A 21,014-nucleotide genomic window follows, 5' to 3' on the forward strand; every position below is an offset into this window, starting at 1 on the left:
CGACTCAGGCGCCTGCGCAGCGCGGACAGGTGCCGAAGAGCTCCAGCTCGTGACTGATCGCCGTGTAGCCGTGCTCGCGGGCGACCGCCGCAGCCCAGGTCTCCACGGCGGGACCCTCGATCTCCACGGTCGCGCCGCAGTCGCGGCAGACGAGGTGGTGGTGGTGGTGCGTCGCCACGCACTGCCGGTAGAGCGACTCGCCCTCCTCCGTGCGGAGCACGTCGACGACGCCGGCCTCGGCCAGGGCCGCGAGGGTCCGGTAGACGGTCGCGAGGCCGACCTTCTCGCCCGTGCGGGCGACCAGGTCATGGATCTCCTGGGCGGAGCGGAAGTCGCCGGTGCGGGTGAGCGCCTCGGCGACCGCCGTCCGCTGCCGTGTCGGGCGCAGGCCGGAGGGCTCGGGGACGGACGGCATGGACTCAGTGTTCGTCATAGTGCTCTCCGTGCGGCGCGTGGCGGTGTCCGTCGTGCACGTAGTCGACGTGGTCTCCGTGCGGGACCGCGGGGTGGCCGCACCCCTCGCCGTGCTCGTGCGGGTGGTCGGTCGAGTGCAGGTGCTCGTCGGGGGGCGCATCGGTGAAAGGTGCGAGCCGTCGCTGCCGGCGGCGCACCCACGCCCCCAACGGCCAGGCGAGCAGGAAGAGCACCAGGCTGAGCAGGACGATCGCCGAGCCAGGCGCCACGTCGGCGCGGTAGGAGGCGCCCGTGGCCACCAGGAGGCCCCCGACGGCCGCCCCGAGGCCGATGAGCATGGAGAAGCCGAGCGTCGCTCGGAAGGACCGGGCGAACTGCTGGGCCGTGGCGACGGGGATGACCATCAGGGCCGAGACCAGGAGCAGCCCCACGGTCCGCATCGCCACGGTGACCGAGACGGCCGCCAGCACCGCGACGAGCAGGTTGTACGCCCGTACGTTGAGGCCTGCGACCCGGGCGAAGTCGGCGTCGTGGGCGACGGCGAAGAGCTGGGGCGAGAGCCCGAGGCAGGTGACGACCAGCACGACGGCGAGGGCCATGGTGATCCAGACGTCCGTGGTCGAGATCGTCATGATCGAGCCGAAGAGGAACTCCTGCAGCCGCGAGGTGCTCTGGCCGCCCAGCCCGGCGACGAAGATGCCGCCGGCCAGTCCGCCGTAGAACAGCAGCGCCAGGGCCACGTCGCCCCCGGAGGTGCCGCGCTCACGGATCAGCTCGATCGCCAGGGCGCCGACGACCGCGGCGACCACTGCGGTCCACGTGGGGGCGGCGCCGGTGACCAGCCCGATGGCCACCCCGGTGACCGCGACGTGGCCCAGCCCGTCACCCATCAGGGCCATGCGCCGCTGCACCAGGTAGGTGCCGACGGCAGGAACCGCCAGACCGGTGAAGAGCGCGGCGAGCAGCGCCCGCTGCATGAAGTCGTAGCCGAGCAACGACCAGAAGTCGGGCATCAGTGCTCAGCCTCCTGGTGGACGGGTGCGTCCAGCGGGGCAGTCACGTGGGGCACGTGGTCGCGCGGGGGAGCGGCGGGGTGGTGGTGCGCCTCGCCCAGGAGGGGGTGGTGCACCTCGTCCTGGGTCAGGGGCTCGCCGTCGTGGACGACCCGGCCGTCACGCAGCACCACCGCTCGGTCGACCAGCGGGGCGAGCGGACCCAGCTCGTGGGCCACCAGCACGATCGTGGAGCCGCGCTGCTTCAGCTCACCCAGGGTGCGCGCCAGCACCTGCTGGTTGCGCAGGTCCACACCTGCGGTCGGCTCGTCGAGGAAGAGCAGGTCGGGCTCGCCGGCGAGCGCGCGGGCGATCAGGACGCGCTGCTGCTGCCCCCCGGAGAGGGTGGAGACGCCCGCCTTCGCCCGGGCGGTGAGTCCGACGAGCTCGATCGCCTCGTCGATGACGCGTCGATCGGTGCGCGACAGGGGTCGGGCGATGCCGCGACGACCGAGCCGCCCCGAGGCGACGACCTCCCAGACCGACGCGGGCACGCCGGAGGCCGCCGTCGCCCGCTGGGGGACGTAGCCGATGCGCCGCCAGTCGCGGAAGTCGTCGATCGGGGTGCCCAAGAGCGTAAGCCCACCTCCCGCCAGGGGGCGCAGGCCGGTGAGCGCCCGCACCAGGGTCGACTTGCCGGAGCCGTTGGCGCCCATGAGGGCGACGAAGTCGCCGGCGCCGACGGTGAGGTCGATGCTGCGCAGCACCGGGCGCCCCTCGATCGCCACCGACCCGTTGGTCAGGCAGATGGGGGTGGCCTCGGCTCCGCCGGGGGGCTCGTGCCTCAACACCCGTTGGCCTGACTCAGGGCCGAGAGGTTGTCGCGCATGAGCGAAAGGTAGTCGGTGTCGGCGTCCGCGTCACCGGTCACGCCTTCGACCGGGTCCAGGACGGCGGTCTCGACGCCTGCGTCACGGGCCAGCGTCTCCGTCAGCTTGGTGGAGGCGAGGACCTCGTTGAACACGGTGGTGACGCCTTCGTCCTCGATGAGCCGCTGGAGGCGGGCGAGGTCGGCTGGGGTGGGCTCGGCGCCGGGGGAGAGGCCTGCGATGGGCTCGAACTCGAGCCCGTAGCGCGACAGGTAGCCGAACGCGTCGTGGCTGACCACGACGGTCGTGCGCTCGCACCGGGCCAGCGTCTCGGTGTAGTCGGCGTCGAGCTGCTCCAGCTCGGCTCGCAGTGCGTCGGTGTTGGCGGCGAAGTCGCTCGCCCGGTCGGGCGCGAGCTCACCCAGCTCGGCGGAGACCGCCTCGGCGAGCTGGGCCATCAGGAGCGGGTCGAGCCAGAAGTGGGGGTCGGTGTCACCGTGGTCGTGGCCGTCGTCGGACTCCTCGTCCCCGTGCTCCTCGTCCCCGTGGTCGTGGTCGGAGTGGTCGGTCACCTCGCGGAACTCCAGCACCTCGGCGGCGTCGAGCACCTGGCCCTGCGCATCCTCGGCAGCCGCGTCGACGGCCGGTTGGAAGCCGCTGCTCAGCACGACGAGGTCGGCTTCGGCCAGGGTGGCTCGCGCGCCGATCGTGATCTCGGCGTCGTGCGCGTCCTGTCCCGGCCTGGAGAGTGTGACCACCTCGGCGTGCTCCCCGGCCACCTGCTCGGTGACCCACGCCAAGGGGTAGAAACCCGCGGCCACGCTGAGCTCGGCGTCCGCGCCCTCGTCGCCCACGGCACCGCAGCCGCTGGCGAGCAGGCCGGTGGCGGCCACGGCGACGGCGATGGTGAGGGCATGGGAGGGGCGGGGGGTCCTGGGCATGAGAACGATTCTCACACAACATGAGAATCGTTTTCAAGTCTGCGGTCCGGTGCCGTGGTCCGGGCGCCGTAGGCTCGGCTTGTGATCGTGGTCAACCGCTTCCGTGTCCCCCTCCCTCGCGGCGAGGAGTTCCGTGCGCAGCTCCAGGCCGCGTACGAGGTCCTGGCCGCCCAACGCGGCTTCGCGTCGGGCCGGATCGGCCGCAACGTCGACGACCCGGAGCTGTGGCTCCTGCACACCGAGTGGCGCGACGTGGGCTCCTACCGCCGTGCGCTCTCCACGTACGACGCGAAGCTCACCGCGGTGCCGACGCTCAGCCTCGCCGTCGACGAGCCCAGCGCCTACGAGCCGGTGGTTCCCGGAGCCGTGCTCAACGACCCGCAGGCCCGCTCGATAGGCTGACGCCTTCCAGGTCGGCAGCCAGCCGACCGTGCCCCCTGCAGGAGTGATCCACCGTGGCGAAGCCAGCCGCATCCCTTGTCGACACCGTCGTCTCCCTGGCCAAGCGCCGGGGCTTCGTCTTCCCCTGCGGTGAGATCTACGGAGGCACCCGCTCCGCCTGGGACTACGGTCCGCTCGGCGTCGAGCTCAAGGAGAACATCAAGCGCCAGTGGTGGAAGGCGATGGTGCAGGGCCGCGAGGACGTCGTCGGTCTCGACTCCTCGATCATCCTGCCCAAGGAGACCTGGGTCGCCTCCGGTCACGTGGCCACGTTCAACGACCCCCTGACCGAGTGCACCTCCTGCCACAAGCGTTTCCGCGCCGACCACCTGCAGGAGGCCTTCGCGGAGAAGAAGGGGATCGAGAACCCCGACGACGTGCCGCTGAGCGACATCGCCTGCGCCAACTGCGGCACCCGCGGCCAGTGGACCGAGCCGAAGCAGTTCTCCGGCATGCTCAAGACCCACCTCGGGGTCACCGAGGACGAGTCGGGCCTGCACTACCTGCGGCCCGAGACGGCGCAGGGCATCTTCCTCAACTTCGCCAACGTCGTCACCTCCTCGCGCAAGAAGCCGCCCTTCGGCATCGCCCAGATCGGCAAGTCGTTCCGCAACGAGATCACTCCGGGCAACTTCATCTTCCGCACCCGCGAGTTCGAGCAGATGGAGATGGAGTTCTTCGTCAAGCCCGGCGAGGACGACGAGTGGCACAAGTACTGGATCGACGAGCGCCTGAACTGGTACGTCGACCTCGGTGTGGAGCGCGACAACCTGCGGCTCTACGAGCACCCGCTCGAGAAGCTGTCGCACTACTCCAAGGGCACCACCGACATCGAGTACCGCTTCCGTTTCGCCGGCTCTGAGTGGGGCGAGCTCGAGGGCATCGCCAACCGCACCGACTTCGACCTCACCACGCACGGTGAGCACTCCGGACAGGACCTGTCCTACTTCGACCAGGCGTCCAACGAGCGCTACGTGCCCTACGTCATCGAGCCGGCCGCCGGGCTGGGCCGCACCCTGATGACCTTCCTGGTCGACTCCTACACCGAGGACGAGGCCCCCAACACCAAGGGCGGCGTCGACAAGCGCACCGTGCTGAAGCTCGACCCGCGCCTGTCGCCGGTCAAGGTCGCGGTCCTGCCGTTGAGCCGCAACGCCGACCTCTCGCCCAAGGCGAAGGGGCTGGCTGCCGAGCTGCGCCGCAACTGGAACGTGGAGTTCGACGACGCCGGTGCCATCGGTCGCCGCTACCGTCGTCAGGACGAGATCGGTACGCCCTTCTGCGTCACGGTCGACTTCGACACCCTCGAGGACGACGCCGTCACCGTGCGTGAGCGCGACACCATGTCGCAGGAGCGCATCAGCCTCGACGGCATCTCGCGCTACTTCGCGGACAAGCTGCTCGGCTGCTGACGCCGACCTGACTCGCGAGTGCGGCCTCCCTCGCGGCCGCGCTCGCTGCATGGTGTCCCCACGGTGTGCCACTGTGGTGACCAGTCATCCACCTTCTCGGGAGGAAGTCCATGCTCAAGTCGTCACTGGTCGTGCTCGCCACGACTGTCGCCCTGCTCGCTCCGCCGGCCGCTGCCGCACCGAGCGGGTCCGCGTCGTCGGAGACAGCGTCCGACGCGGCTCGCGACTCCGCAGTCGCGGTGCGTACGTTGAAGCCGTCGCGGCTGCCGAGAGGTCCCGCCGCTCGCCTTCCGCTGCTGCAGGGCCGCACGCTGCGACCGTCGGACGGAGCGAAGCCGATCCGGGTGCGGGTGCCCGCCGTCAAGGGACAGCTGCGCCTGCTGGGTCAGCGCAGTGACGGACGATGGTTGGTTGCCGCCCAGACGAGGTCGTGGCAGAGGGTCTACGCGGTCAGGCGCGACGGCTCACACCGTGCGGTGCCGCGGACCCGCACGGTGGTGGCCCGCAGCAACCGCATGGGATGGCTGCTGGCCAGGGGTGGCGAGCGCCTGGTGCAGACCCGGTGGGGTGCCTACACTTCCGGTCACACGGTGCGTGACGCCACCTCCGGTGAGGTCATCGAGCGGTATTCCACCGATGTGACGGCGTTCCCGTTGGACGCCGACGGCGAGCGCCTCGTCGTACGCCTCGACGCCGGGGTCCGCGACCTGGTGCCCGGGGAGTCGAACACGGCGGTCGTGAAGGCGGGCAACGCGGCGTTCATCGCCCGCGACCTCGTCTTCGCGAAGACGAAGGGACTGCAGCGGGGGCCGACGTCGATCGAGGAGCCCACCACGCCGGAGTGGGCCGCCCGCTTCGCCGCCCTGGATGTCTCGCCGGGCGGCGAGCTGGTGCTGGGCACCCGGACGCTCGTCACCCACCATCGCAGGCCGCGCGTGCTGGAGCTGCGCCGCATGTCCGACGGCACGCTGGTGCGGGCCTTCCGCTACGGAGGCCGGGTGCAGCCCCGAGACATCCACACCCAGGACGAGCAGACCGCGCGCTTCGAGTCCGACTCCGCCTTCGTGCTGGAGGTGCGTCGCGGCGGCCGTTCGATCCTCGTGCGTTGCACCCCGGAGGGGTCGTGCGAGCGGGCGTCGCGCTGGGGTCGACGGATCTCGGTGCCGTTCGAGAAGTACGTCTGGTGGCGCCGCCTCAACAGCTGACCCATCGACGCGCTTGGCCGACCGCGTGAGGGGGAACGGGTTGGGCGGGAGCAGAATTTGGGCGGAGGTCGCGCTCGGTCGGACAATGGTCGGGTGTCGACCACCGCGCCTGCCCTGCCCACCGAACTCGTGCTGGGCAACGTGCGTGTGGAGACGCCCGTGGTGCTCGCGCCGATGGCCGGGATCACCAACGCCGCCTACCGGCGGCTCTGCGCGGAGCAGGGGGCCGGGCTGTACGTCTGCGAGATGATCACCTCGCGCGGACTGGTGGAGGGCGACGAGGCGACGAAGCGGATGCTCGTCTTCGACGAGCTGGAGACGGTGCGGTCGGTCCAGCTCTACGGCACCGACCCCCGCCACGTCGGTCGCGCCGCCGAGATCCTCTGCAACGACTACGGGGTCGCCCACGTGGACCTCAACTTCGGCTGTCCGGTGCCCAAGGTGACGCGCAAGGGCGGCGGGGGAGCCCTGCCGTGGAAGCGGGGTCTGCTGGCGGAGATCCTCGAGGCTGCGGTGAGCGCCACCTCGCGCTACGACGTGCCGCTCACCATCAAGACCCGCAAGGGCCTCGACGAGGACCACCTCACCTACCTCGACGCGGGACGGATCGCCCAGGAGACAGGCGTCACCGCCATCGCCCTGCACGGACGGACCGTCGAGCAGGCGTACTCCGGCCAGGCCGACTGGGAGGCGATCGCCGCGCTGGTCGACCACGTCGACATCCCGGTGCTCGGCAACGGCGACATCTGGGAGGCGGCCGACGCGGTCCGCATGGTCGAGCAGACCGGTGCGGCCGGTGTCGTGGTGGGACGTGGCTGCCTGGGGCGGCCGTGGCTCTTCCGCGACCTCGCAGCGGCCTTCTCCGGCACGCCGACCACGACGGTGCTGCCGACGCTGGGGGAGGTGTGCACCGTGATGCGCCGCCACGCCGAGCTGCTGTGCGAGCACATGGGGGAGGAGCGTGGCTGCAAGGAGTTCCGCAAGCACGTCTCCTGGTACCTCAAGGGCTTCCGCGCCGGCGGTGAGCTGCGGCGTGCCCTGGCCCTGGTCGACACGCTCGCGACCCTGGACACCCTGCTGGCCGAGCTCGACCCCGATGAGCCGTTCCCCGTCGGCGAACTCGGGGCGCCGCGCGGACGCCAGGGTGCGCCGCGCAAGCGAGTCGTGTTGCCCGAGGGTTGGCTCGACGACGCTGATGGCGCCGGCATCCATGTCCAAGAGGACGCGAACGAAGCAACTGGTGGCTGATCGACGCACCTCGCGTCATTCAAATTGGGGTGATCAGGGGCACGTTTGAGACACCCCTCCCCGATGCCCCCGTTGCGCGACGGGTGTGCTTGACTCCCAGATCGTGTGCGTCGGTGATCCCGATTCGCACGCCCCCCGATCAGCAACAGCAAAGGATCAGCGCTGTGGCCAAGCATCGCCACAAGCGGGAAACCAATGCCCGCGCCATTCCCCGTGCCGCCCTCGTGGCTGCGCCGGTGGCTGTCCTCGCGACCGTCTCCGCCGTCACCCTGGGTGTCGTCCAGGCCGACCCCGCCCCCCAGGGCACCTACCTGGCAGACACCCAGCGAGTCGAGGCCGCCATCGCCGACCGTACCCAGCCCGTGAGCCGCGCCGCCGTACGCCGGGGTGAGGCCGTCGTCACCAAGCGCGTGGAGGCCCGGAAGGCCGAGGCGCAGGAGCGCCGGGCCACGCAGCGGGCAGTGGCCAACGCCGACACCCGGCTCTGGACCACGGTGGCACTCAACCTCTGGAGCGCCTCCGGCAAGGCGGGCGAGAAGGTCGGCCTGCTGGACGCCGGCAAGAAGGTCCTGGTGACCGGTCGCGAGGCCGACGGCCGCGAGGAGCTCGTCGTCAACGGCAAGTCCCGCTGGGTGACGGCTGGTTACCTGTCGGCCGACAAGCCCGTCGCCACCACCATCAACGGCGACTGCACCAACGGCACCTCGGTGCCCTCCAACGTCGATCCGAGCATCATCAAGGTCCACCGGGCCGTCTGCGCCGCCTTCCCGCAGGTGACCACCTACGGCACCTGGCGCAGCGACGGTGAGCACGGCCAGGGCCGCGCCGTCGACATCATGGTCAGCGGCGAGACCGGGTGGGCCATCGCCGAGATGCTCCGCGCCAACCACGCGTCGCTCGGCATCGAGTACCTCATCTACGCCCAGAAGATCTGGTCGGTCGAGCGTAGTGGCGAGGGCTGGCGCGGCATGTCCGACCGCGGCTCCACCACCGCCAACCACTACGACCACGTCCACGTCACGGTCTACTGAGACTCCGCTGAACGACGCAGTCCCGCGCGCGCCCCTGAGCCCGCCACCACGATCCGCCCCCGCGGCGTCCCTCGTGCTGGTCGCGGCCGGGGGCGCTGTGGGTTGCCTGGCCCGCACCGCCCTCGAGGCCGGACTCGGGGAATGGCGCACCGTCCTCGTCGGTCAGGTGGTCGCCAACCTCACCGGCGCGTTCCTGCTGGGAATGCTCCTGGCCCTGCTCGCCTCCTCGCGAGCTGCGTACGCAGCGCCCGTCACCCTGGTGCTTGGCGCCGGGGTGCTCGGCGGGTGGACCACCTACAGCGGCCTGGCTCTGCAGGTGCTCGGCACGGGTGAGGGTGCGGGCCCGTGGGCGGGCGCGCTGGTGCTGGTCCTCAGCGTGGTCGGCGGGCTGCTCGCCGCCGTCGCCGGCGCGCGGGTCGCGGCACGTCTGACCCGGCCGCGTCGAGGATCGGGAGCCCACGCGTGACCCCGTTCGACCTCACCCCCAGCAGCCTCGCCCTGGTCGCTCTGGCTGGCGGGGTGGGCGCGGCGCTGCGGCACCTCCTCGATGCCGCCGCGACCAGGCGTTGGGGTGTCGGACAGGTGCGCGGCATCCTTGCCGTCAACCTGTTCGGCTCGCTGCTGGCAGGCCTCGCGGTCGGACTGACCGCGCCCGACTCGGTGCTGCGCGTGGCCTCGGTCGCGGCGCTGGGTGGGTTCACGACCTTCAGCACTGCCATGGTGCAGACGGTGACCCTGGCGTTGCAGGACGCCACGGTTGCCACCACCGCTCGGGCGGCCACGCACGCCGCGGCCACCGCTGTCGGCTGCGTCGCGGCCGCGGCGCTGGGCCTGGCCGTCGGCGGCGCCGGGTAGCGTCAGCGTCGATGGAGCACCTCTACGACGACTTCGCCCGCGAGCGCCTGGTCCCCGAGCCCCCGAAGCGCGTGGACGCCCCTGTCCGCATGCCCTTCGAGCGTGACCGCGCACGCGTGGTCCACGCCGCGTCCACCCGACGTCTGGCCGCCAAGACCCAGGTGATGGGGCCGCAGAGCGACGACTTCGTGCGCAACCGGCTCACCCACAGCCTCGAGGTCGCCCAGGTGGCGCGCGACCTGGCCAGGGCCCTGGGGTGCCACCCCGACATCGTCGAGACCGCCGCCCTGGCCCATGACCTGGGCCACCCGCCCTTCGGCCACAACGGCGAGCGGGCGCTCGATGAGCTCAGCGTCGAGTGCGGTGGCTTCGAGGGCAACGCCCAGACGCTGCGCCTGCTCACCCGGCTCGAGTCGAAGACGTTCGACGGGTCGGGGCGCAGCGTCGGCCTCAACCTGACCCGGGCCACGCTCGACGCGTGCACGAAGTATCCGTGGACCCGTGCTGACGCCACGCCCCCCTCGGGCGTCCACGGTGACGGCACGCCGCGCACCACCGTGAAGTTCGGGGTCTACGACGACGACGCGCCCGTCTTCGCGTGGATGCGGCCCCCGGCCGCCGGGGTGCGGCAGTGCGTGGAGGCGCAGGTGATGGACCTGGCCGACGACGTCGCCTACTCGGTGCACGACGTGGAGGACGGGGTCGTCGCCGGACGCATCGACCTGAGCCGGCTCGACCGGGCCGGGCTCTGGAAGAGCGTGCGGGAGTGGTACCTGCCGGGCGCGAGTGACGACCAGCTCGACGCCGTGCTCGACGGGCTCGAGTCCATGGGCAGCTGGTTGCGGGCCCCCTACGACCGCAGTCGGCGCGGTCTGGCAGCCCTCAAGAACCTCACCAGCGACCTGATCGGGCGCTTCTGCGGCAGCGTGCAGGCTGCCACCTTCGCCTCCGGCGAGGGGCCCTTCGTCCGCTACGCCGGCGGAGTCGTGGTGCCCGAGGAGACTGCCCTCGAGATCGCGGTGCTCAAGGGGATCGCGGCCCACTACGTGATGAGCGCCGACGACCGCGTCGACCTGATGGCGCGCCAACGCGAGGTGCTCGCCGACCTCGTCGACGTGCTCTGGCAGCGGGGCGACTCGGCCCTCGACCCCTACTTCACGGCCGACTGGCGCGCGGCGCCCGACGACGCCGCCCGGCGGCGGGTCGTGATCGACCAGGTCGCGTCGCTGACCGACGCCAGTGCGCTCTCCTGGCATGCCTCCCTCACCGGTCGCGACCTCGCGTCGTCGTCGCTGGCCTCCCCGTAGACTCCGGGCGTGGCTGGACTGATCCGCGAGGAGGACATCGCATCGGTGCGCGAGCGGGCGCGCATCGACGACGTCGTCTCGTCCTACGTGACGCTGCGCAACGCCGGCGGCGGCTCCATGAAGGGCCTGTGTCCCTTCCACGACGAGAAGTCGCCGTCGTTCCACGTCACCCCGTCGAGAGGCTTCTTCCACTGCTTCGGCTGCCAGGAGGGCGGCGACGTCATCAGCTTCCTGATGAAGATCGACGGGCTCGGCTTCTCCGAGGCGGTCGAGCAGCTGGCCGACAAGTACGGTGTGCAGCTGCGCCGTGAGGACGGCGACGACCAGCCGCAACGTCCGCGTGGGCCGGCCCGGGGGCGTCTGCTGGAGGCCCACCGGGTGGCGCAGGAGTTCTACGCCGACCAGTTGGGCGGGCCCGATGCGCTCGCTGGCCGCCGGTTCCTCGACGAGCGGGGTTTCGACCAGGCGGCCGCCGAGACGTTCGGCGTCGGCTTCGCGCCGCGCGAGGGCGAGGCCCTGACCACCCTGCTGCGGCAGAAGGGCTTCAGCACCGAGGAGATGGTGACCAGCGGCCTGGTGGCTCAGGGGCGCTCGCTCTACGACCGCTTCCGTGGCCGGCTGCTGTGGCCGATCCGGGAGTCGAACGGCGACACCGTGGGCTTCGGTGCGCGGCGCCTCTTCGACGACGACCGCGTCGAGGCGAAGTACCTCAACACCTCCGAGACGCCCATCTACAAGAAGTCGCAGGTGCTCTACGGCCTCGACCTCGCCCGCAAGGAGATCGCGCGGAGCGCGCAAGCCGTCATCGTCGAGGGCTACACCGACGTGATGGCGTGCCACCTGGCGGGGGTGAAGACCGCGGTGGCCACCTGTGGCACCGCGTTCGGCGACGACCACGCACGCGTGCTGCGACGCTTCCTCGACGACCGCGGGGGGCTGCGCGGGGAGGTCATCTTCACCTTCGACGGCGACGCCGCCGGCCAGAAGGCGGCCCTGCGTGCCTTCGGTGGCGACCAGAACTTCGTCTCCCAGACCTACGTCGCCGTCGAGCCCTCCGGCATGGACCCCTGTGACCTGCGGTTGGCCAAGGGCGACGAGGCCGTGCGCGAGCTGGTCGCCGGCCGTGAGCCGCTCTACCGGTTCGTGCTGGGCAACGTGGTCTCCCGCTACGACCTCGACCGCGCCGACGGCCGGGTCGACGCGATGCGCGAGGCCGCCCGGTTGGTGGCGAGCGTGCGCGACCGGTCCAAGGTCGACGCCTTTGCCCGCGAGGTGGCGCAGATGGTCGGCCTCGAGGTCGACGAGGTGCGTGCCCAGGTGCGCCGCGCCGAGAAGTGGGGCAACGAGAAGCCGCAGGGCCGCGACCGGCGTACGCGCGGCGAGCCGTCGCGCTCCGGAGCCCCGTCCGAGGAGGCCTCACCCGCGGCGCCAGAGCGACGACCGATGCCCGACCTGCGCGACCCCCGGTTCTCGATCGAGCGCGAGACGTTGAAGCTGTTGCTGCAGTACCCGGGCCTGGTGCAGCGCAGCCTCGAGCAGGTCACGCCCGACGACTTCACCCACCCGGCCTACCGTGCGGTGTGGCAGGCCTGCGACGCCCACGGAGGCGCGGCGGCCGCGGTGGCCGACCCGGGGTGGACCGCCCGGGTGCGCGACGCGGCCGACAACCCGTTCGTGTCGGCCGCCTTCGCCGAGCTGTCCGTGGAGCCGGTGCGGTCGTCGGCCGAGCCCACCGAGGCCTACATGTTCGCCCACGCCTACCGCCTGCGTGAGCTGACCGTCCTGAGGCGGATCGCCGACCTCAAGTCGCGTCTGCAACGCATCGATCCGTCGTCCGAGGAGTCCGTGACCGTGTTCACCGAGCTGATGGAGCTGGAGCAGAAGCGTCGTGCGTTGGCCGACAAGGCGGTGGGCGGGTGATCTGGAGTCGCAGCCCCGGGCGTACGTCGGTGCCCACCCTCGCGCGCGGCGAGCGGGAGCTGGCGCGCGCCGTGGCCGAGGACGGCACGGTGCTCGTGGGCACCCGGGACGCCTTCCACCTCGTCCCCGCCAACGACGGTGAGGCGCGGCGCATCCCGTGGGAGCAGGTCGAGGCTGCCGAGTGGGAGGCCGATACCTCGACGTTCAGGCTCAGCGAGGTGGGGGAGTGGGGGCAGGATCGCCCCGAGCACTCGTTCGTCCTCGAGGACGCCCGGTTGTTGCTGGAGATGGTGCACGAGCGGGTGACGGCCAGCATCGTGCTGCAGCGCGACCTGCAGGTGGCCGGGGGCGGTGTGCGGGTGATTGCCCGGCGTGCTCCGCACGGTGACGGAGCCCTGGCATGGGTCTACGAGTACGACGCCGGAGTCGACCCCGAGGACCCTGTCGTACGCGCTGCCGCCGCGGCCGCGCTGCACCGTGCGAAGGAGGAGGTCGGCGACCTCTGAGAGGTGCCGTGGATGGGCCCACCCCGCTTTGGTGTCGCGGCAGGTGTGTTGCTAATGTTCCTCTCGCTGCTCGTGAGGGCGGCTGATCCCCTGTAGCTCAACTGGCAGAGCATTCGGCTGTTAACCGGAGGGTTGTTGGTTCGAGTCCAACCGGGGGAGCCAGAGAAAGGGCCTGACTGCGCAAGCGCGGTCAGGCCCTTTCGTCGTCCTGGCAGCCGCCGTCGGCTCAGGCGGCGTCCGGGTCGGGCTGATGGATGCCGAACGTGTTGCCCTCGGTGTCCAGGTAGTAGCCCTGCCAGGCCATGCCGGGCAGCGCGGTCTTCGGCAGGGCCACCTGGCCGCCGGTCCGCAAGATCGCGGACTCCGTGGCGTCGTAGTCGGCAACCCCGACGGTGCAGACGAAGGCATTGGTGCCCTGCTCGGGAGTCGGAGCCCCGGTGGGCCTGCCCAGGAGACCGCCGTTGATGCCGAGCTCGTCGTCCGGGCCGGTCACCACGCCCCAGTAGGGGGAGCCGGTGACCGCCCCGTAGTCCTGGAACTCCCAGCCGAACACGTCACCGTAGAAGCGCATCGCCCGCTCGAGGTCGTCGGCCTGGATCTCGAAGTGCACCACTCTGCTCATCGTGTGTCCCCTCTCCGTCTACGGCCAGTCTGGCCCTTGTAGGGTCACCCGTCGAGGGGCGGTAGCTCAGTCGGTCAGAGCAGAGGACTCATAATCCTTGGGTCGTGGGTTCGAGCCCCACCCGCCCTACCACCGCCGGACACGTTAGAGCTGGGGGGCACAGGTGAGTCACACGATCGTCTACCTCCACGGGGTCGGTGGGGTGACGCCGCTGGAGGACTGGCTCGATCCCCTCAACGTCGGTCTGGCCCAGGCCGGCCACTCACCGGTCGACCCGGCCTACGACACCGTCGTGCCGGTCACCTACCAGTCGCTGCTCCTCGCGCCTCCTCAGGGGCGTACGTCCCGTGGTGACGACTCGCGGCCGACGTGGGAGGCCCCCGACGACGACGGTGAGGCCGCGCGCGACTACGCGCTCACCCAGGAGGACACCGGGGCCTTCGTCCGACGGCTCACCCACCGCTCCCGTGGCGTCCACTTCGGCCACACGCCGCTACGCCTCTCCGGCCACGTCAGCAACGTCGTCGCCCGGGTGGGCGACCTGACCGAGGCGAAGGTCTACGCCTCGCACCGAGCTGTCCGTGCCGAGGTCGTGCGCGACGTGCTCTCCCAGCTGCCACACGAGGGTTCGGTCGTCCTGGTCGCCCACAGCCTCGGCAGCGTCATCGCTGCCGACCTGCTGACCCGTCTGCCACCGGGACTCCGCGTCAGCGCGCTCCTCACCCTCGGCAGCCCACTGGCCTCGGAGATGTGGAGGCACACCCGCCCGCTGGCGGCCGACTTCCCCTACGACCGCGTGGGCGCGTGGGTCAACGTCTTCGACCCGCGCGACGCCATCACCTTCGGCCGCGGGATCAGCGGCCGGTTCCCGATGGCGGTCGACCTGGCCGTCGACATCCGCTCCCACAGCGTGCGTGGCTACGCGGCCCATCCCGCGGTGGGCGCCGTGCTCGGCCACCTGCTCTACGGAGAACCTGCCACGGCCGGGGAGCGCCCTCCTGCTCGCGCGCTCGCCCCCGGCTGGCACCTGCACCTGCTCGGGCACGCCTACGCCGAGCAGCTCTCCCGCACCTGCTCGCCGAAGAAGTTCTCCTGGCGGCGCCGCTTCGACACCGCCCGGCGGATCGCGGCCACCCGACTCGTGGAGGAGGCCGAGCACGACCTCGACCTCGGCTCGGCCCCCTCGCCCGACGACCTGCTCGACCGGGCCTCCGACCTGGTGCGCGACGTCTGGTCCGACGGCGACCTGGTGCCGCTGGCCGTCCAGTGCCACCTCGCCGCACCGGTGCAGCCCTTCGACCTGGCCGTGGCCCCCGCGCACCGCCGCGCGGCGTTGGAGGCGCTGCTCGACCGCGTACGCCGTCGGCAGGGCAGCATCAGCGACAGCGAGTTCGCCGCCGCGGTGACGGCGGCGGTCGACGCCGCTTCCGACGCCCTCAGCCCGGAGCGCCGACGGTGGCGGGCCGGCTCGGGCGTGGTGGAGGCGGTCTCGGGCGGGGCGCTGTGGTCCACGTTGCCAGCTGGCCTCACCGACCCCAGCCGGGGTCTGGTGGCGACCACCGCGGGCGCCGGGGGAGTGGTCGCGGGCATGCTCGGGCTCCAGGTGGCCACAGGGGTCGGCTCACCGCCCGTCAGGGTCGTCGAGCAGGACGAGGAGGCGGCAGCCGAGCAGCTGCGGGCCGCCGTGGCGGACGCGTTGGCTCGCCTCGGCTCCGCCGACCTCCGCGGCCTGCTGGTGGCCCTGCTCGCCGTCGTCCGGACGCAGGAGATGCTGGGGCTCCCCTCATCCCGCCCACATGTCGAGGAGATCCTGGTCGCTGCTCAGTCCCACCTCGCACAGGAGGCTCACCTGCAGGCGGTGCTCGCACCGAAGCGTCCGGGGAGCCGGGAGGTCGCCGAGCGGGCGGAGCTGGTGGTGCGGGCCGTCGACCAGCTGCTCGCCCCCGCCGAGTCCGGAGAGCCCGTGGAGGCGGGTTAGGCCTAGTGGCCCTCACCCGCCGCCGGCGGGGTGCGTCACCGGCGTCGGTGGGTGGTGCCCGAAGGGCACGGCGTCGCGCTCGCCCAGCGCCGCCAGCACGCTCGGCAGCAACGCCTTCGCGGTGCGACGGTAGCCAGCGCCGGAGGGGTGGAACCGGTCCTCGGAGAACATCTCGTCGGGGCACGTCACGAAGAAGGGGCCGACCACGGCGGCCAGGCTGACCGCGTACGCCCCGTGCTCGGCCGCGACCTGGCGCTGCGCGGCGGCGAGCTGGCGAGACATCAGGCCGGCGAGTGAGCGCAGCGGTTGCGGCACGGCCCGTAGCGCACCGAGGTCGGGGCAGGTGCCGATCACGACAGCGCTGCCGCGCTCCTGCAACGCCGCCACGGCCTGCGCGAGGTGCGTCCGCGACTCGCTCACCCGGACCCGGTGGGTGACGTCGTTGCCGCCCACCACCACGACGCTCACAGCGGGTCGGTAGTCGGCCTCCAGCGTCGCCAGCTGGTCGGCGAGCATCGACGTCTCGGCGCCGACCTGGGCCACGACACGCAGGTGCACGGTGCGCCCCGTGCGTCGCGCGACCCGTTTGGCCAGCTGCCGTCCCAGCGTCCGCCCGGGTTTCTCGGCGCCCAGCCCAGCGGCGATGGAGTCGCCGAGGAGCAGCAGGTCGATGGCCTCCCCGTGCGCTCCCCGGTACACCCGGTCGGCGACGTGGGCTTCCTCGCCCAGCGGCTTGCCGATGACGCGCCGGGCGACCGCGGCCTGACGGGCCAGGAGCACCCGGGCGGCGACGGCCGCCGTGGACGCGCCAGCACCCATCCCCAGCAGCGTGGCCAGCGCGGGGTGTGGCCTGCGGGCCACACTCATGCCGCCGCTGCGGCCAGGCCCGGACGCCGCACGGCTGCGTAGTGCTCGTGGATGAGCTGGTCGACGACGGCGGGCCAGGTGCGTGAGGCGACCGCCGTACGCCCCTGCTCACCCAGGTGTCGCCGGTTCTCGGGGTCGTGGACGAGGTGGGCGACGTGCTGGCGCAGGTCGGCGTCGGAGCCCGGGGCGTACAGCAGGCCCGTACGACCGTGGTCGACGAGGTCGATCGGCCCGCCGGCGGCAGGCGCCACGACGGGCACCCCGCTGGCCTGGGCCTCCTGCACTGTCTGGCAGAACGTCTCGGCCTCACCCGTGTGCACGAAGACGTCCAGGCTGGCGTACGCCCGGGCCAGGTCGACGCCCGAGAGCATGCCGGTGAAGCGGGCCCGGGGGAGGAGTCGGCCGAGCGCGGCCCGCTCGGGTCCGTCGCCCACCACCACCAGGCGCACCCCCGGCAGGTCTGCGAGCGCGGCCAGGCGGCGTACCTGCTTCTCGGCGGCCAGCCGACCCACGTAGCCGACGACGACCTCGTCGCGACCCCGGGTCCAGTGCGAGCGCAGCTCGTCGCTGCGACACTCCGGGCCGAAGAGGTCGAGGGAGACGCCGCGGCCCCACCGGTGCAGGTTCGGCACCCCCATCCGACCCAGTTGCATGAGCGAGGCCGTCGAGGGCGCCAGGGTGCGTCCGGCGCGGCGGTGGATCCGCCCCACCCACCTGGCCACCGCCGGCTCTGCCCGCAGCCCGTACTGGCGGACGAACCCGCCGATGTCGGTCTGGTAGACCGCGACGGTCGGCAGGTCGAGCTTCAGGGCTGCGCGCATGCCCACGGCCCCGAGGGCGATGGGGGAGGCGAGGTGCACGACGTCAGGACGGAACTGCGCCAGGGTTCGCTCGACCACGGGGTCGGGCAGGCCGATGGGAAAGCTCGTGTAGCGGGGCAGCGCCATCGAACGGACCCGCACGACGGGTGCGTTGCGGTAGGAGGCCGCACCCGGTCCGGGGGCGATGACGACCGGTTCGTGACCGGTCTGGAGCAGACGGTCCACGGTGTGGCGCACCGTGTTGGTCACGCCGTTGACCTGCGGGAAGAAGGACTCGGTGACGATCGCAACTCGCATGCAGCGACCGTGACGCGGTGGCGTGAACGGACGGTGGCCGGCGCTGCGGGTCTGCGTGAAGAACGCTCCACCAACCGGCCAACGCCCGTGTCGGCGTCAGGTCTCGCCGGCGATGCGCAGGCTGCTGCCGCTGCCGCTGAGCTGGAGGGTGACGCGGTCGGTGAGCCGGCGACCGTCCGTCATCACGTAGTCGACCTCGTAGGTGACGGTCATGGTGGCGGGGTCGGCGACGACGTCACGCGGCGTCGCGGACTCCACCGTGCGCCAGAACCCCGAGTAGGACCCGAAGCCGTTGCTGGCCTTCTGGAACTCGGGGGTGAGGCGCTGCCACGCGGAGCGCCGGTCGGTGGTCACCTCGGCGAGGTAGGAGGTGACGAACTCCCGCATGGCGCGCTTCGCCGACTCCTGCGACGACGCCTCGGTCACCGGCGGAGCATCGCTCGTGACCCCGGGGCCCGCGGCCGTCAGCTCGGCCTGGTCCTCGCCGCCGCGCCCGAGCTGGAAGGCCAGGATCGTCACGACCACCGTGGTGGCGGCGCCGAGCAGCCAGGCGCCGGTCCTGACGTGACGGCGACCGGCGGCGGCGTACGCGAGGGGCACCGCGGGCGTCGACCGCGTCGACGTGGTGCCGTGACCCCCGACGTACGCAGGGATCCCGCGGACCACGGGGCGGGGGAGACCCGCCTCGTGCGCCTCGTGCTCCGCGTAGTGCAGGAGCGCCTCGTGCACCTGCCACATGGTCCACCGCTGCTGCGGGTCGACGGCCATGGTCCGTTGGAGCACCTGGTCCAGGGGGCCGAACTCGGGCAGGCGCGGCGGCTCCTCGTGCACGATGCGATACATCGTGGAGAGCACGTTGTCGCCGACGTGGTAGGGCGGCCGGCCCGCGAGCAGGTGGAAGAGCGTCGCGCCCAGGGACCACACGTCGCTGGCGGGGCTGGCGCTCCTGCCCGTCGCAACCTCGGGGGCGAGGTACGCCGGGGAGCCGGTGACCAGGCCGGTGGCGGTGAGGGCGTCGTCCTCGGCGCTGCGAGCGATGCCGAAGTCGGTGAGCTTGGCACAGTCCTCGGCGTCGACCAGGACGTTGGAGGGCTTGACGTCACGGTGGACGATGCCGGCCCGGTGAGCGGCGTCCAGCGCCTCGGCCACCTGGGCGAGCAGGCCGGCGGCGCGCACCGGGACCATCGGCCCCTCGGACCTGACGACCTCGGAGAGGTCGGTGCCCTCGACGTACTCCATCACCAGCCAGTGCTCACCGTCGATGACCGCCAGGTCGAGCACGTCCACCACGTGTGGATGACTGAGCGACGCGGCCAGGCGTGCCTCACGGGCACCATCGGGCCCCAGCGGCCCGGATGGCTCCCCGGGCTGGGTGCCGACGCGCTTCAGCGCCACCTGACGACCGAGCACGGTGTCACGTCCGGCCCAGACCGGGCCGCTGGCGCCGCGACCGATCTGGCGCTCGAACGTGTACCTGACCCCACTCACCCCTGCAGCCTAGGCACCCCGACCCAGAACGTCACCGTCTGGCAGGCTAGGCCCGACCGACGCCCCTGCCCTGACCCGCGTCGGCGAAGGAAGGAACGAACGTGTCGAGCCCGAACATCCTGGACGACCTCGAGTGGCGTGGCCTGATTGCCAACTCGACCGACCTCGAGGCGCTGCGTGCGGCGCTGGGGGAGGGCAGTGTCCGGTACTACGTGGGGTTCGACCCGACCGCGCCGAGCCTGCACATGGGCAACCTGGTCCAGATCGTCACGGCCAAGCGCCTGCAGGAGGCCGGTCACACTCCCTTCATCCTGGTGGGCGGCGCCACGGGCATGATCGGTGACCCGCGCGACTCCGGGGAACGCACCCTCAACTCGCTCGACACCGTCAAGGAGTGGGTGGAGAGGGTCCGTCGGCAGATCGAGCCCTTCGTCTCCTTCGAGGGCGACAACGCGGCGACGATGGTCAACAACTACGACTGGACCGCGTCGCTGTCGACGATCGACTTCCTGCGTGAGGTGGGCAAGCACTTCCCGGTCAACCGGATGCTGGCCCGTGACGTGGTGAAGTCCCGGCTCGAGGAGGGCATCTCCTACACGGAGTTCTCCTACATCCTGCTGCAGTCGATGGACTACCTGAACCTCTACCGCGACCACGGGGTGACGCTGCAGTTCGGTGGTTCGGACCAGTGGGGCAACCTCACCGGCGGCGTCGAGCTGATCCGCCGCGCGGCGGGGGGCAAGGTGCACGCCTTCACGACGCCGCTGATCACCAAGGCCGACGGCACCAAGTACGGCAAGACCGAGGGCGGGGCCCTCTGGCTGGACCCCGAGATGATGTCGCCCTACGCCTTCCACCAATTCTGGCTGAACGTGGAGGACGAGAAGGTCGTCGAGCTGCTCAAGATCTTCACCTTCCTCTCACGGGAGGAGATCGAGGCGCTCGAGAAGCAGACCGCCGACGAGCCCTGGTTGCGGGCGGGGCAGAAGGCCCTGGCCGACGCCGTGACGACGCTGGTGCACGGCCCCCGCGAGACCGAGGCGGCCAAGCGGGCGGCCTCGGCCCTCTTCGGCGGCGGTGAGCTGACCGCCCTGCCGCCCAGCACCCTGGGCGCCGCTCTCTCGGAGGCAGGTTCGATCACGCTCCCGGCCGCCGAGCTCGGCACCGTGGTCGACCTGCTCGTCCTCACCGGCCTCGCGAAGAGCAGGAGCGAGGCGCGCCGCACGGTCACCGAGGGTGGCGCCTACCTCAACAACGTACGCGTGGACGACCCCGACGCCGTCGTCTCGCGCGACGACGTGGTCGCCGGCTCGTGGCTCGTGCTGCGCCGCGGCAAGAAGAAGCTGGCGGGCGTGGAGGTGCGCTGACCGCGCCCCAGACCCGGCAGAACGACGACCCTTACCCCGCTTGACCTGCGTTCATGCCTCCTGGACGGCCCCTGTGCGCGGCGTCACCCCACCCCGAGTTGCAGGGGTCGGCCACCGTCGTCTAATGTTCTTCCTGTTGCCGCTGAAGGTGACCGGGCCGAAACCCCGAAGGGTTCCGGGCAGGTCGAGCGGCAGACAACAGCACGTCGAGGTCGGACCTGGTCCGGGCCCAGCGCGCTGAGGTACACCAAGTGCCGTGACCGAACCGCAAGGGAAAGCACGGCAGCGCTTGATCCTTGAGAACTCAACAGTGTGTCATAGTCGACGAATTAGTTTGATATGCCCCGTCGGCATCGGTCTTTTGGTTGGTGTCGATGGATTTCTTTGACAATGAATTCTGACAACGTAAGTTAGTCAGGGTTTGTTCTTGTCG

General features: G+C 71.5%; 20 protein-coding genes and 2 tRNA genes. 14 read left to right on the forward strand and 8 right to left on the reverse strand.

Going from position 1 to position 21,014, the window contains the following annotated elements; translation table 11 throughout:
• Positions 1-4 precede the first annotated feature (4 nt).
• From IEQ44_RS03430 to IEQ44_RS03445, 4 genes are read right to left on the reverse strand one after another with little or no spacing between them, the layout of a single operon-like run.
• A complete protein-coding gene (locus IEQ44_RS03430; protein ID WP_227486796.1) occupies positions 5-415 on the reverse strand; it encodes a Fur family transcriptional regulator in 411 nt (136 codons plus the stop codon).
• A 4-nt stretch (positions 416-419) separates the two neighbouring features.
• Positions 420-1,427 carry a metal ABC transporter permease gene (locus IEQ44_RS03435; RefSeq protein ID WP_193637005.1) on the reverse strand — a complete coding sequence of 336 codons (1,008 nt, stop codon included), beginning with the start codon at positions 1,425-1,427 and terminating at the stop codon, positions 420-422.
• On the reverse strand, positions 1,427-2,254 hold the full coding sequence (locus IEQ44_RS03440; protein WP_193637006.1) for a metal ABC transporter ATP-binding protein: 828 nt from the start codon (positions 2,252-2,254) through the stop codon (positions 1,427-1,429). The genes IEQ44_RS03435 and IEQ44_RS03440 overlap by 1 nt, the downstream gene beginning before the upstream one ends.
• Positions 2,251-3,216, reverse strand: coding sequence for a metal ABC transporter substrate-binding protein (locus IEQ44_RS03445; RefSeq protein WP_193637007.1), 966 nt, complete (start codon positions 3,214-3,216; stop codon positions 2,251-2,253). Before IEQ44_RS03445 ends, IEQ44_RS03440 begins: the two co-directional genes overlap by 4 nt.
• A gap of 81 nt (positions 3,217-3,297) precedes the next feature.
• Here IEQ44_RS03445 and IEQ44_RS03450 point away from each other — a divergent pair, with 81 nt between their 5' ends.
• The 11 genes from IEQ44_RS03450 (at position 3,298) to IEQ44_RS03500 (ending at position 13,303) form a co-directional block, all read left to right on the forward strand.
• Complete coding sequence (locus IEQ44_RS03450) at positions 3,298-3,618, forward strand: antibiotic biosynthesis monooxygenase family protein (RefSeq protein WP_193637008.1); 321 nt, start codon at positions 3,298-3,300, stop codon at positions 3,616-3,618.
• A 53-nt stretch (positions 3,619-3,671) separates the two neighbouring features.
• Entirely contained in the window at positions 3,672-5,069 is a 1,398-nt protein-coding gene (locus tag IEQ44_RS03455; protein WP_193637009.1) for a glycine--tRNA ligase, read from the forward strand.
• A 110-nt stretch (positions 5,070-5,179) separates the two neighbouring features.
• Positions 5,180-6,274 carry a hypothetical protein gene (locus IEQ44_RS03460; protein ID WP_193637010.1) on the forward strand — a complete coding sequence of 365 codons (1,095 nt, stop codon included), beginning with the start codon at positions 5,180-5,182 and terminating at the stop codon, positions 6,272-6,274.
• A gap of 93 nt (positions 6,275-6,367) precedes the next feature.
• Positions 6,368-7,522 (forward strand): tRNA dihydrouridine synthase DusB, encoded by a 1,155-nt coding sequence (gene dusB, locus IEQ44_RS03465; RefSeq protein ID WP_193637011.1) that lies wholly within the window; start codon positions 6,368-6,370, stop codon positions 7,520-7,522.
• A 164-nt stretch (positions 7,523-7,686) separates the two neighbouring features.
• Positions 7,687-8,553 carry a VldE C-terminal domain-containing protein gene (locus IEQ44_RS03470; protein ID WP_193637012.1) on the forward strand — a complete coding sequence of 289 codons (867 nt, stop codon included), beginning with the start codon at positions 7,687-7,689 and terminating at the stop codon, positions 8,551-8,553.
• A 73-nt stretch (positions 8,554-8,626) separates the two neighbouring features.
• Positions 8,627-9,019 carry a FluC/FEX family fluoride channel gene (locus tag IEQ44_RS03475; RefSeq protein WP_319804467.1) on the forward strand — a complete coding sequence of 131 codons (393 nt, stop codon included), beginning with the start codon at positions 8,627-8,629 and terminating at the stop codon, positions 9,017-9,019.
• On the forward strand, positions 9,016-9,408 hold the full coding sequence (locus IEQ44_RS03480) for a fluoride efflux transporter FluC (RefSeq protein WP_193637013.1): 393 nt from the start codon (positions 9,016-9,018) through the stop codon (positions 9,406-9,408). Before IEQ44_RS03475 ends, IEQ44_RS03480 begins: the two co-directional genes overlap by 4 nt.
• 11 nt (positions 9,409-9,419) lie before the next feature.
• Positions 9,420-10,715: a deoxyguanosinetriphosphate triphosphohydrolase gene (locus IEQ44_RS03485; RefSeq protein WP_193637014.1), complete on the forward strand. Its 1,296-nt coding sequence runs from the start codon at positions 9,420-9,422 to the stop codon at positions 10,713-10,715.
• 9 nt (positions 10,716-10,724) lie between these two features.
• Entirely contained in the window at positions 10,725-12,635 is a 1,911-nt protein-coding gene (gene dnaG, locus IEQ44_RS03490) for a DNA primase (RefSeq protein ID WP_193637015.1), read from the forward strand.
• Complete coding sequence (locus IEQ44_RS03495) at positions 12,632-13,141, forward strand: hypothetical protein (protein WP_193637016.1); 510 nt, start codon at positions 12,632-12,634, stop codon at positions 13,139-13,141. The genes dnaG and IEQ44_RS03495 overlap by 4 nt, the downstream gene beginning before the upstream one ends.
• 86 nt (positions 13,142-13,227) lie before the next feature.
• Positions 13,228-13,303, forward strand: a tRNA-Asn gene (locus tag IEQ44_RS03500).
• A gap of 64 nt (positions 13,304-13,367) precedes the next feature.
• Here the strand turns inward: IEQ44_RS03500 and IEQ44_RS03505 are convergent.
• Positions 13,368-13,763: a VOC family protein gene (locus IEQ44_RS03505; RefSeq protein WP_193637017.1), complete on the reverse strand. Its 396-nt coding sequence runs from the start codon at positions 13,761-13,763 to the stop codon at positions 13,368-13,370.
• A gap of 55 nt (positions 13,764-13,818) precedes the next feature.
• Between IEQ44_RS03505 and IEQ44_RS03510 the strand changes: the two genes are divergently transcribed.
• Positions 13,819-13,895, forward strand: a tRNA-Ile gene (locus tag IEQ44_RS03510).
• Between the two features lie 31 nt (positions 13,896-13,926).
• Positions 13,927-15,741, forward strand: coding sequence for a lipase family protein (locus IEQ44_RS03515; RefSeq protein ID WP_193637018.1), 1,815 nt, complete (start codon positions 13,927-13,929; stop codon positions 15,739-15,741).
• A 12-nt stretch (positions 15,742-15,753) separates the two neighbouring features.
• Here IEQ44_RS03515 and IEQ44_RS03520 read toward each other — a convergent pair whose 3' ends face one another.
• The 3 genes from IEQ44_RS03520 to IEQ44_RS03530 form a co-directional block, all read right to left on the reverse strand.
• On the reverse strand, positions 15,754-16,608 hold the full coding sequence (locus IEQ44_RS03520; RefSeq protein ID WP_193637019.1) for an SGNH/GDSL hydrolase family protein: 855 nt from the start codon (positions 16,606-16,608) through the stop codon (positions 15,754-15,756).
• A complete protein-coding gene (locus IEQ44_RS03525; protein WP_193637020.1) occupies positions 16,605-17,726 on the reverse strand; it encodes a glycosyltransferase family 4 protein in 1,122 nt (373 codons plus the stop codon). The genes IEQ44_RS03520 and IEQ44_RS03525 overlap by 4 nt, the downstream gene beginning before the upstream one ends.
• 96 nt (positions 17,727-17,822) lie before the next feature.
• Complete coding sequence (locus IEQ44_RS03530; RefSeq protein WP_193637021.1) at positions 17,823-19,214, reverse strand: serine/threonine-protein kinase; 1,392 nt, start codon at positions 19,212-19,214, stop codon at positions 17,823-17,825.
• A 101-nt stretch (positions 19,215-19,315) separates the two neighbouring features.
• Between IEQ44_RS03530 and tyrS the strand changes: the two genes are divergently transcribed.
• Positions 19,316-20,581, forward strand: coding sequence for a tyrosine--tRNA ligase (gene tyrS, locus IEQ44_RS03535; RefSeq protein ID WP_193637022.1), 1,266 nt, complete (start codon positions 19,316-19,318; stop codon positions 20,579-20,581).
• The last annotated feature ends 433 nt before the right edge of the window (positions 20,582-21,014 follow it).

The sequence above is a fragment of the Nocardioides malaquae genome (assembly GCF_015070385.1).
GTDB lineage: Bacteria > Actinomycetota > Actinomycetes > Propionibacteriales > Nocardioidaceae > Nocardioides > Nocardioides malaquae.

Excerpts from the sequence above, each read along its gene's own strand:
- IEQ44_RS03430 (WP_227486796.1), bottom strand. The coding sequence starts at position 415 with ATGCCGTCCGTCCCCGAGCCCTCCGGCCTGCGCCCGACACGGCAGCGG.
- IEQ44_RS03435 (WP_193637005.1), bottom strand. The coding sequence starts at position 1,427 with ATGCCCGACTTCTGGTCGTTGCTCGGCTACGACTTCATGCAGCGGGCG.
- IEQ44_RS03445 (WP_193637007.1), bottom strand. The coding sequence starts at position 3,216 with ATGCCCAGGACCCCCCGCCCCTCCCATGCCCTCACCATCGCCGTCGCC.
- IEQ44_RS03460 (WP_193637010.1), top strand. The coding sequence starts at position 5,180 with ATGCTCAAGTCGTCACTGGTCGTGCTCGCCACGACTGTCGCCCTGCTC.
- IEQ44_RS03485 (WP_193637014.1), top strand. The coding sequence starts at position 9,420 with ATGGAGCACCTCTACGACGACTTCGCCCGCGAGCGCCTGGTCCCCGAG.
- IEQ44_RS03505 (WP_193637017.1), bottom strand. The coding sequence starts at position 13,763 with ATGAGCAGAGTGGTGCACTTCGAGATCCAGGCCGACGACCTCGAGCGG.
- IEQ44_RS03520 (WP_193637019.1), bottom strand. The coding sequence starts at position 16,608 with ATGAGTGTGGCCCGCAGGCCACACCCCGCGCTGGCCACGCTGCTGGGG.
- IEQ44_RS03525 (WP_193637020.1), bottom strand. The coding sequence starts at position 17,726 with ATGCGAGTTGCGATCGTCACCGAGTCCTTCTTCCCGCAGGTCAACGGC.